Annotated in this window: 8 protein-coding genes and 1 CRISPR repeat array (1 of these 9 only partly in view); of the genes, 3 read left to right on the top strand and 5 right to left on the bottom strand. The window is 39.4% G+C overall.

Annotated features, from left to right (window positions below):
- Positions 1-1944: a CRISPR direct-repeat array (repeat unit 28 nt; unit sequence GTTCACTGCCACGCAGGCAGCTTAGAAA); it reaches 1444 nt to the left of the window's first position.
- 82 nt (positions 1945-2026) lie between these two features.
- Together ABD005_RS01675 and ABD005_RS01670 are read right to left on the bottom strand one after the other, a co-directional pair.
- Positions 2027-2242: a hypothetical protein gene (locus tag ABD005_RS01675; RefSeq protein WP_343814228.1), complete on the bottom strand. Its 216-nt coding sequence runs from the start codon at positions 2240-2242 to the stop codon at positions 2027-2029.
- A 150-nt stretch (positions 2243-2392) separates the two neighbouring features.
- Complete coding sequence (locus tag ABD005_RS01670) at positions 2393-3430, bottom strand: OmpA family protein (protein WP_343814225.1); 1038 nt, start codon at positions 3428-3430, stop codon at positions 2393-2395.
- A gap of 284 nt (positions 3431-3714) precedes the next feature.
- On the opposite strand from ABD005_RS01670, the gene ABD005_RS01665 reads away from it, so the two are divergent.
- Genes ABD005_RS01665 through sigX form a run of 3 tightly spaced genes read left to right on the top strand, consistent with a single transcriptional unit; the run spans position 3715 to position 5365 of the window.
- The gene (locus ABD005_RS01665; protein ID WP_343814222.1) at positions 3715-3999 is read left to right on the top strand and encodes a hypothetical protein; all 285 of its coding nucleotides are present in this window, start codon (positions 3715-3717) and stop codon (positions 3997-3999) included.
- Positions 3999-4823, top strand: coding sequence for a mechanosensitive ion channel family protein (locus ABD005_RS01660; RefSeq protein ID WP_343814220.1), 825 nt, complete (start codon positions 3999-4001; stop codon positions 4821-4823). The genes ABD005_RS01665 and ABD005_RS01660 overlap by 1 nt, the downstream gene beginning before the upstream one ends.
- Before the next feature lie 11 nt (positions 4824-4834).
- Complete coding sequence (gene sigX, locus ABD005_RS01655) at positions 4835-5365, top strand: RNA polymerase sigma factor SigX (RefSeq protein ID WP_215980281.1); 531 nt, start codon at positions 4835-4837, stop codon at positions 5363-5365.
- A gap of 88 nt (positions 5366-5453) precedes the next feature.
- Here the strand turns inward: sigX and ABD005_RS01650 are convergent, their stop codons facing one another.
- The 3 genes from ABD005_RS01650 to ABD005_RS01640 all read right to left on the bottom strand — a co-directional run bounded on the left by ABD005_RS01650 (position 5454) and on the right by ABD005_RS01640 (position 10784).
- Complete coding sequence (locus tag ABD005_RS01650) at positions 5454-6167, bottom strand: tRNA (adenine(22)-N(1))-methyltransferase (RefSeq protein ID WP_343814214.1); 714 nt, start codon at positions 6165-6167, stop codon at positions 5454-5456.
- 302 nt (positions 6168-6469) lie between these two features.
- Positions 6470-8647, bottom strand: coding sequence for a DUF6359 domain-containing protein (locus ABD005_RS01645; protein ID WP_343814211.1), 2178 nt, complete (start codon positions 8645-8647; stop codon positions 6470-6472).
- Between the two features lie 115 nt (positions 8648-8762).
- Entirely contained in the window at positions 8763-10784 is a 2022-nt protein-coding gene (locus tag ABD005_RS01640; RefSeq protein ID WP_343814208.1) for a bifunctional 2',3'-cyclic-nucleotide 2'-phosphodiesterase/3'-nucleotidase, read from the bottom strand.
- Positions 10785-10974 lie beyond the last annotated feature (190 nt).

The raw sequence follows: 10974 nt of genomic DNA, 5'->3' as shown, positions 1-10974 counted from the left end.
ACTGCCACGCAGGCAGCTTAGAAATAAGGACTGAGCTATAAACGATATGCCCTGATGTTCACTGCCACGCAGGCAGCTTAGAAATATCTAGTGAGACCAATAAAATGACCAATATTGTTCACTGCCACGCAGGCAGCTTAGAAAGATAAAGCTGTCACCGAAAACACCCAGCACACGTTCACTGCCACGCAGGCAGCTTAGAAATATAGCTATTACAAGTGTTACAAACAATAACCGTTCACTGCCACGCAGGCAGCTTAGAAATGCTTGCAGATAGGGCATAATATTTTACCCTCGTTCACTGCCACGCAGGCAGCTTAGAAAGAATATAGTCCAGTTTGCGCCAATGCCCTGTGGTTCACTGCCACGCAGGCAGCTTAGAAACATAGATGCAAGGTGTCGCCAGCGCCTAAAATGTTCACTGCCACGCAGGCAGCTTAGAAATGATTTAGTCAATAGAATTTCATTATCAGAACGTTCACTGCCACGCAGGCAGCTTAGAAATCTTAAAATTGTTTCATATCAATAATAATCCAGTTCACTGCCACGCAGGCAGCTTAGAAAGCCCTGTGACGACTTAGCGCGCTTGATTTCTTGTTCACTGCCACGCAGGCAGCTTAGAAATTTTGGGTTATGGTTCTCGGGCTTGGCCTTTTGTTCACTGCCACGCAGGCAGCTTAGAAAGCGTTAGCACTCAAGAGACTGTGCAAAAAACTGTTCACTGCCACGCAGGCAGCTTAGAAAGCCAACGAATTCAGTAATGTTGGTTTGTGCAAGTTCACTGCCACGCAGGCAGCTTAGAAAAGCTCCGTCGATCGCAAACAACTTGTTTAGTTGTTCACTGCCACGCAGGCAGCTTAGAAACAGCACCGAAATTTTCTAGGTTGTAGTTAAACGTTCACTGCCACGCAGGCAGCTTAGAAAACTAGCGCTAACTGGTAACCTCTTGTTTATCTGTTCACTGCCACGCAGGCAGCTTAGAAATGACATGAATTATTATCTAAGATGGATAGAATGTTCACTGCCACGCAGGCAGCTTAGAAATCATCGCCTGAGCCTTGCGTATACTCGCCAAAGTTCACTGCCACACAGGCAGCTTAGAAACGAAGCCATTCAAGCACGGATAGCGCAACTAAGTCCACTGCCACACAGGCAGCTTAGAAATGTTGGCGTTAAAGGTTGGTTGTCGGAAGTCGGTCCACTGCCACACAGACAGCTTAGAAAAACGCTATCAATGCAAGAAACAAGATAATCAAGTTCACTGCCACACAGGCAGCTTAGAAAGCCAACACATCATTTAGATTTTGATTTAGAGGGTTCACTGCCACACAGGCAGCTTAGAAATGCTAGATTTGAGCGTGTACCGTAGGCTAGATGTGTACTGCCACACAGGCAGCTTAGAAAGTTGCAGCAAGGACAATCTTCCCATCCTATAAGTTCACTGCCACACAGGCAGCTTAGAAAATATGAGCAAGTGCATAAAATGTACTTTGAAGGTTCACTGCCACACAGGCGGCTTAGAAAAATCGAGCGTAACAGTTCGCGATGTTTACCTGGTTCACTGCCACACAGGCAGCTTAGAAATGAATTGCCGCAAGCATAAAGATGCTTAGCGTGTTCACTGCCACACAGGCAGCTTAGAAAAAAGTTACCGAACTCTAAAAGAGCCAAAAAGAGTTCACTGCCACACAGGCAGCTTAGAAAATTTAACATAAAAGTATCTGTTATTTGGCGGCGTTCACTGCCATACAGGCAGCTTAGAAAAACTGACGATGCTGCTGATGTGATTTACAATAGTTCACTGCCACACAGGCAGCTTAGAAAAACCAATCAACGGGTTTAATTGGTCCGATTAAATTCACTGCCACACAGGCAGCTTAGAAACATTCAACCACTTTTTGCAAAATGGATTTTTGGTTCACTGCCACACAGGCAGCTTAGAAAGCTAGTTAGCGGCTAAGTATTGGAGCTTTGCGACTTAACGCTTCAAATTAAAAACCTGCTTCGGCAGTTTTTTATGGAAAGGTTATACCTGGCTAGGATCTGTCAAGTTATTGGTTTTATCGAGGAACTTTTGTTCTGCGTTGTTTTTAGTCTTACTTATTATGGCGCTATTTCTAGTGTCATTGGTGGAGTTATATATTTTTGGCGCCACGGTACGAAGTGGATAAGAGCAAATGGTTTCGTTAATTTTAATATTTTCATAAATAAAGTGGCGAGTTAATGCGTTTACTTTTTTCATTAGATGTCCATATCAAGGTAATAACTTTAATGAGGCTTTATGCCTAGGTGTAGTACTGATTGCTGTATATTGTTTCTTTAAACGTTATTAAATGCATTAAGTAAAAAAGGGAGTAAATTATTACTCCCTTTTAACGAACTATTTTACGGTTTAGCCTTTTATAACAACTTTTTTAACGGTTGTTTCTATTTTGGCAACTACGCGGCGGTTAGCACTGTGATCTGCTCGGCTATTACCTGTAGAAATAAGTTGTGTTTCGCCAAAGCCTTTAGCAGTTAAACGAGTAGCATCAATCGAGAAGTCATTAATTAATGCTTCTTTAACTACATTGGCACGCTTTTGTGACAAGTTAAGGTTATACTGTGCTTCACCAATTGCAGAGCTGTGTCCTTCAATTACAACACTTGTATTTGGGTAAGCTTTCATAAAGTCAGCTAAACGTTGAATATCGTTAGTCATTTCAGCTTTTAATTGCGCACTGTTATTTTCAAAAGTTACATTTAAGTTCACTTCAACAGTTTCTTCTGCATATAAAGCACAGCCTAATGAGTCAACTTTTACATTGGCAGGTGTATTCTTACATTTGTCATTGTTGTCATTAACGCCGTCATTGTCACTATCATTATCGCCGATAATAGCCGTTGGTGTGGTTTCTTTACGAACAACTGGCGCCGCTTTTACATCGCCAAAAGCGTATTTAACGCCTAGTTTAAAACCTTGGTCGGTATAACCATTGTTGATATCACGGTAAACAACAGCTTCGCTAAATAGTGAGAAACGCTCGCTAATATCAAAGTTATAGCCTGCACCCGCATTAATAGCATTGTAGCTATTTACGTTGTTGAAACGCTTAACACCCGCTAAAAAGTAAAGCCCTGTGTCTCCAACTTTATAAATAGCATCAAGACCAAAGCGTGTACCGTAATCGGTATTATTGCCATTTTCTGTCTCGTAACGATCTCTGGCTAATTCTATACGCGCATTCCACTGATCATTAATAATTTTTTGTAAATCAATACCTAAGCCTTTACCTGCTTCAATATGATCCCATTCTGGTCTGTTTTCTTTATTAGTGCTTGATTTGACGTAGTCGCCAAAAACGCCCACTTCCCATGTTTTATCAATAGTCTCTGCCGCTAATGGTGAGCTAATTAATGCAGCTAACAGAGTAATGTTAAATTTTTTCATAGATAAATCCTTATCAATTTCGGTAATGTGATTGTACTTCTGGGGCTATAACGAACAATAAACTAAAAAGTCACAATTTATTTTCATTATTTTCAAATAAGTTATGAATTTTACTATTTCAAGGCTAAAAAATAAATGAAAGTCGATAAAATAACGTAGAATGCTGGCGGTTTACGTTGTTGAACATTGTTATAAAAAAGAATGAAATTTAGACTAATTTAATGTGACTTTTTTATGATTAAACCGTTACAGAGCTAAGCGATAAAAATCGTTGCTGAGGGAATATGAAAGATATTGAAGAAAGTTTAGTAGCAGAGCTAAAGAGTGATTCCACATTGGCCTTTAAAACGTCTGATGATGAATTATTTAAGCGTGCTGAAGTTACAGCCAACAACCAACAAGGCACTAAAGATCTGGTTGCGTTAGGTATGGCGTCAATTTGGGTAGTGTTTATTAGTCTTTTTATGAAAATACTAAAACCACTATTTAAGCGTATGGCGGGAAAGCCTAAAGCACTTAGCGACGATGCAAAAAATATTAAGTACACAACCAATAATGAGAATAAATAATGGATACAGAAAACATCACAGATAAAGCATATTCTGGCTTAATAGCTGTTTGGCATAAAGTTGTTACTTTTTTACCTGACTTAATTGTGGCAATACTCTTTTTACTTGCGGGTTGGTTTATTTCATCGCTGATCAAAAGCTTTTTAAATAAGTCGTTAATGAAAATAGGCTTTAATACCTTTTTAGATAAACTAGGCCTAGATTCCCTATTGAAAAAGATGGAAGTTCAAGTAACTGGTAGCCAAGTGGTTGCTAGCATTATTTCTACATTCTTTTTATTGATATTTTTATTAGCAGCACTAGACATTGTTGGTTTAACAGTGCTTTCAGGTTTAATTGACACCTTAGTATTGTTTTTACCTAAACTGCTCGCGTCATTGGCAGTATTAGTGTGCGGTTTCTTCGTTGCTCAAATTGTTTTTAACGGCGTTAAAATAGCGGCAAAAAATACTGGCGTTGATTACGGACGTTCGGTTGCTGAAGTATGCCGCGGTATTATTATTGTGATTACGGTGTCGTTATCAATCACTCAACTTGATATTGACGTGTCATTACTAAATAACATTATGACGGTTGTTATTGCCAGTGTTGGTTTGGCGGCGGCTATTTCGTTAGGAATAGGCACTAAGTCAATGGCGCAAGAAATTGTAGCAGGCGTTTATTTACGAGAAATGTATCAAGTTGGCGATAGTATTGAAGTGCAAGATGTTAAAGGTACTTTAGTTGTTATTGGCAGTGTTGCAAGTAAAGTTATGGGTGAAGGTGAGTCGATAACCACATTACCTAATACCTTTTTATTAGCGAATAAAGTTACTAAGCAATAACCTATTACGGTTTGACTAAGCTTAATGAAAGGCAGCTTGTTGCATTAGTGCAAGCAAGCTTGCCTTATGATACACGTCTTTTTCAGCAATTAATTACCCCTTACTTACCTGTGTTAAAAGGGTACTGTGCTAAGTTACTTAATAATCAACCTGATGCCGAAGATGTCGTTCAAGAAACCCTTATTAAGGTACTCTCTCACTTAAAGAAATTTAAGTGGTCAGTATCTTTTAAGGCGTGGTTGTTTAAAATTGCGCATAACGAGTGTATTAACAAAATAAGAGATCGCCGCTGGGACACCATAGAAAGTAATGATGAATACTTAGAAAACCTCATTGCTGAAGAAGAGCATGACGATTTATCCAATGCACTAGCCGCGTTAATGACTCATTTATCCTTTGTTGATCGTAATATTATGTTATTACGTTATCGTACAGATTTAGACTTTCAAGAAATAGCGGATATTTGTGATTTGAAGTTGTCAGCAGTAAAAATGCGCCATAAACGGGTTATTGCTTTTTTACAAGAACAGGTAAAGCATTAAGTAAGCGACCGGGCTTAATGTGTTATTCACCTGAGTATAGGATAATAAATTTACCTCAAGTCGCTATATCAACATTAACGGTACTGTGCTATTTACTTGATTTTATAGCGTTTAGCTTATTTGCTTGTGCTTGATAATGCTCAATGGCACGCTCAGCTTGAGCGCTATGATCTTGCTGAATACGTTGATAATGCTTTAGTGTTTTGACTAAGTAATTATTGATTACTGTGCGTTGCTCAACTGAATCTGAGTGCCATATTTTATCGCCTATTGGGCTGATCTTATCGCCTTGAGTTGCATTACTTGAAACGAGTAACATCTCATAAAAACGCTGGTTTTCTTCAAGTAGTACTTCATCAAGTAAACTAAAATTTAGCGTAATGAGTTTGGCTCTTAAACTAAACTGATGATGAACAGGGCACAGTAAAAAATCAATATTTAGGTTTGGGTTATTAACACAAATTCCCTCAATGAATTCAGTCATTAAATCACCGCCAACGCCAGCAATAATCACTAAGTGCTTTTCTGATTCCGCGAGTGGATATTGCATTAAAGGTAGCTTTTTTACATCAATACAATGGCTTGCCCAAGTACTTGTTGAGTGTGGAAAAAACTGCGTGAGTTTAGAGTTAAGTTGAAGCATAAGCTCAGGAACAATATCAACAAAGTGGATATTAGGCGCAGCGCTACGAGCTAGTAACGTCATGCCCAATAGGCCGTGATCACAACAGCAATCCCAAATATGTTGATAAGGCGTTGTGACCATTTGGTCGAGTTGTTGTAATCTTTTACTTAGTTTCATGAGGTACTTTGGGTGACAGCTCACTTAGCGCTTTGTGAGCATTATTTTCATATGAATAAGAAGTACTGTCCACTTAATAAACCTCAATGCTTAAAAATATGAAGCTTTTATGTTGAAGTTTTTTAATAAAATACTCTCGCTGGGGTAGATAATACTGGCCGAGCATATTTTTCTGGTATACAGCTCCTAGTTTTAGATTAAGTCAATAACCCCTTAACTTAACGTAAAAAATCTGGTGTTGTTAACACCAGATTTTTACAGGTACCTATTGCCTATTACCTACCTTCAACAGAACCTAAAAACTAATTAAGTAATGTTAGCTTAGTAACATTTTTCACACCAGCATGGTTCATATAATCATTAATCATGCCTTCAACTCTAAGCTTTTTACCAATCAAGCTTGGATTGTTTTGTGGGCTAAAGTTAGCACGCTGTGATGACTCAAGTTTGATATAAATACTCGTTGCTGAGTTACTTGGGTCCATTAATTCAAGTGCATATTGCCCATTAATCGCAGCTTTTATTTCTCCTGCTAATGTTACGAGTGTGCCATTAGCCATATTCAATGCTTCTGCCACTGATAGGTCATTGTTTGGCTCAGGAATATTGTTACCGACCACGTTAATAGTAGATACTTGGCGTATACCTGCCTGACTCATATACTGATCACGCACACCTTTAACGATGATTTGTGCGCCTAACAGCTCAGGGTTTAATTGTGGACTAAACTGATTGCGTTGGCCGCTTTCTAATTTAACATTAATGACAAAACTTGGGTTGGTTAAATCTTCAAGCACAAGAGCATAAATGCCATTTAATGCTGACTTTACTTTACCTATTAATTCAATTTCTTCGCCTTGCGCAGAAGCTAATGCCTGTTCAATAGATAAAGCGGTAGGTGCAAGTTGAATATCGGTAACATAGCGAATACCAGCAGCGCCCATATAGCTATTGCGCGTGCCCGTAACTATAATATTTTTTGTTAATATTTCAGGATTAAGTTCAGGATTAAAATCAGCTCGTTGGCTACTTTCGAGCTTGACGTAAATAGCAGTTTCAGGCGTGTTTACATCACTAAGTACTAAACCATAAATACCATTTACTGAAGCGGTAACGGTGCCAAGTACTGAGAACTGAGTACCTTGTGCAGCAGCGAGCGCTTGGGTTACTGATATTGAGTCGTTTGGTGTCGGTGTTGGATCAGGCTCAGGGGTAGTGTGACCGTCACCATAAGGTGAATTGAAGCTGTTATCTTTATAGGTATCGCTGTTCCACGCATCAAAACCTGATGCTGGGCTTCCCCAAGGATTGCCATTATTTGGGTCTGACATTTCTTGTGTAGCCATTGGCTCAGGTGTAGGTATACCTGTAACATGACCATTTTGATTATCAAAGTAGTGATAGCTCTCAGGTGTTGCTAACCAGTTGACAATGTTTACCGCTAAAACTGCTGCATTACCTGAATCAGTCCAGCCGGGATAGGTTTTTTTAGTTTGACCGCTATCTTGACGTTTATACTTAGGGGTAGCATCTTCTATTGGTGAAGAGTCACCAATAAATGCGGCTTTACCTGCGCCTGACTTGGCAATAGCTGCGTAAGGGCCTTCATTAGCGCCGCCAAAGTATAAGCCTTGATCCTTTGCGTGCTTCCATTTTACTGGCGTATCTGTTTCTGAGAAGTAAACTAAGCCTTTGGCCTTTTGCTCATTTACAATCGCTAATGTTGCTCCTGCCGCCATAAGAATAGGTTGCACATTTTGAGTTATACCCTCTGTTTTATTTGGTGTTACAACACCACTAACACCTTGTTTGTAGTCAACCCCGTTAAAACGAAAGCGAATACCAAAGTTTTCTACTAACCAGCCTGCGTTAGCCATTTTAGGATTGCGCCAGTCACCGTATTCGCCACCAAGATCGTATTTGGCTAAATCAGAGCGGTTGTAGCCATTAAACACTTCAGTTGCATCCCAAGTATTTAAATTACGGTCAGCATCATAATGATCCGCAATAAAAAATATGCCTTTACCTGCGGCGATAAACTGCTCAAGTGCAAGTTGCTCTGCTTGGGTAAATGGTCGGTTAGTTTCTGCTAATACCAACACGTCGGCATGCTGAATTGCGTTATAAGTAATAATCGCTTCATTTTGCTCATTACTGGGCGTTCTATCATCAAAAAAGTGAATAGTCCCATCGTTATTTAAATCAACACCGCGATATTCTTGTACGGTATAACCTTGCGTGACAAGTGCATCAGCAAAGTCAGAAAACGCGCCATCAATAACCCAGTCGGCATTACCTTCTACACCACCATGTGATACATCAAAGAGCACTGTTTTACCATTGCTTTGACTTGCGGTTGGTGCTTTTTCTGGGATGGTATTATTCCACTGATAAGGTTCCGCTCCATGGGATGATAATGATGCTAAACCCAAGCCGAGAGAGATAACTAATGCTGAGATTTTACTGTAATTATAAGTCATGTTTTAATTCCTATTAAATGCATTACTTCATTGCAGGTTGTGTTGGCACCTGATATTCAAGCCTTTTATAGCGACGAATATCAGGCGTTTTTACTTCGGTACTGTTAACGTGTGTTTAATTTAGATCTAAGGTGTACAGTGCAAACCCATCATTATTTGTGAGGTTGGTTGGAGTGATATGGCTAAATTTTTGGCTATAACTTTTTGCCTGGTCGCTGTTTGAGCTCGTAAACTGCACATTAACATTAGCTATCGCGGTAAAAGACCAGTTCATATCTGCGCTCGGATCTAGACCAAACTCGGTATTGATACTTGTTTGCTCTGCTAAATAATCGGCAACCACTTGGCGGTTTTCATTTGGTGAATCTATCACTATTTTATCGGCGCCAATGTTAGGGAAGTTACCGCCACCAGAGGCGCGATAGTTGTTAGTTACCACTAAAAACTCTTGCTCAGCGGTTATCGCTTTTCCTTGGTAAGTTAAGTTATTAACTCTTTCGTCATCAGAAACTTTTACCCCTTTAGCGCTGTAACGAGCGGCTTGGCTAACATCAATTTGGTAGCTGATGCCGTCAATTACATCAAAGTTATAAGAAGGGAAATCAGGGTTAATTAAGCTTTGCACAGCATTATTATTAACTTCAATTTGATTGAATTGACCTGCTGACATTTCTAACCACTCTTTAATTTGTGCGCCATTTAATTTCAGCACTTTTAAGATGTTTGGATAGATATATAAGTCAGCAACATTACGATAAGCAATATCACCAGCATCAATAGCGGTATAGTCATCGGCGCCGCCACGACCTGCTCTAAAAGGGGCTCCGGCAGATAATACTGGTAAGCCTTCAAGCTCAGTACCTTGTATTATTTTTTGAGTGTACCAAGTCTGGGCATCGGTCACTATTTGAATGGATGGGTCGTCATTAACCAAGGCAAAGTAGCTATTGATTGGTGCAGACACTTTAGCGAAAGGCTCATTAACCCAGGTGCGGGTTTCATCGTGATCATGCATTACTGCGGCTTCAACTGCGCCATCGTTATCTACCATAGCAACAGTGGTACTATTCTCATCGGTCTGGTAAATGGCTTGTAAACTTGATTGAGAGTCGATTACTTGCCAGCTATTGTTGTTATATTCTAGTGATAAGTCGATAACTCCTAAATGATTACCCCAAAAACCGGGCATAACTGCAGCGACACCATTGATGGTGCCTTTATCATTATCAATGCCGTAATCACTTAGCTCAGCATAATTGCTACCAGGAAAGTTTGCATGGGCATGACCAAATAAAATGGCGTCAATATCATCAACCATTGAGAGGTAGTAACTGGCATTTTCGGCTAATGGCGTAGCAGCTGCAACATCTAAACCAGAGTGGGGAATGGCAATAATAATATCAGCGCCTTGGGCTTTCATCAAAGGCACATATTTATTTGCCATGGCAATAATGTCTTTGGCAATAACTTTACCTTCTAAATTTGCTTTGTCCCATTGCATTATTTGTGGTGGTACAAAACCAATAAAACCAACGTTAATAATTTGCTCTTGATCATTACTATCAATAAAACGTTTTTCTTGAATGAGGTAAGGTTCAAATAAGGGGATATCGTTTTCGGCGTTGTCATCACCATCATCAACAAATACGTTAGCTGAAATATAAGGGAAGTTGGCGTCGTTTGTCGCTTCCATTAAAAACTCAAGCCCAAAATTAAATTCATGATTTCCGATATTAGCAACATCATAATCTAAGGTATTCATTGCTTTATAAACCGGGTGTATTTCATTCGCTTGGAGTTTTTTTACTTTGGCAATGTAGTCACCTAACGGACTACCTTGTAATAAATCACCGTTATCAACGAGCAGAGTATTACTGACTTCATCTCTTGCTTGCCTAATTAATGCCGCGGTTTTTACTAACCCTACTTTGTCATCTTGTTTGTCTGAGAAGTAATTATAATTCAGGAGATTAGCATGAAGATCTGTGGTTTCAAGTAAACGAATGTTTAGGGTTGTGCCTGCGACTGGACCACTGTTCTTACTTGTGTCTGTGGCATCACTATTTGAATCATTACAAGCAAAAAGTAATGCAGAAGTTGTGCAAAGTAGCGCTAAGGTTAAAGGTGTTTTTCTCATAATTATACTCGTTGATGGAAGAATTTATAACGACTATAGAGAGTGAAAAAGACAGTTTAGCGACTAAAAAATGACAAATCAGAGCCATTTTTGTGAACAATTTTTTACTTGTTTGAAGGAAAACTTTACCCTTGATAGAGCTGCTGGCGCTACTGAATTTCAGTTCAGGGTAATAACCCATGGTTATCAC

This window comes from Colwellia asteriadis (assembly GCF_039523295.1).
GTDB classification, from domain to species: domain Bacteria; phylum Pseudomonadota; class Gammaproteobacteria; order Enterobacterales; family Alteromonadaceae; genus Colwellia; species Colwellia asteriadis.
This window is presented reverse-complemented; position numbering and strand designations above follow the sequence as displayed.

Coding starts and splice junctions, on each gene's coding strand:
- ABD005_RS01675 (WP_343814228.1), bottom strand. CDS start 2,242: ATGAAAAAAGTAAACGCATTAACTCGCCACTTTATTTATGAAAATATT.
- ABD005_RS01670 (WP_343814225.1), bottom strand. CDS start 3,430: ATGAAAAAATTTAACATTACTCTGTTAGCTGCATTAATTAGCTCACCA.
- ABD005_RS01665 (WP_343814222.1), top strand. CDS start 3,715: ATGAAAGATATTGAAGAAAGTTTAGTAGCAGAGCTAAAGAGTGATTCC.
- ABD005_RS01660 (WP_343814220.1), top strand. CDS start 3,999: ATGGATACAGAAAACATCACAGATAAAGCATATTCTGGCTTAATAGCT.
- ABD005_RS01650 (WP_343814214.1), bottom strand. CDS start 6,167: ATGAAACTAAGTAAAAGATTACAACAACTCGACCAAATGGTCACAACG.
- ABD005_RS01645 (WP_343814211.1), bottom strand. CDS start 8,647: ATGACTTATAATTACAGTAAAATCTCAGCATTAGTTATCTCTCTCGGC.
- ABD005_RS01640 (WP_343814208.1), bottom strand. CDS start 10,784: ATGAGAAAAACACCTTTAACCTTAGCGCTACTTTGCACAACTTCTGCA.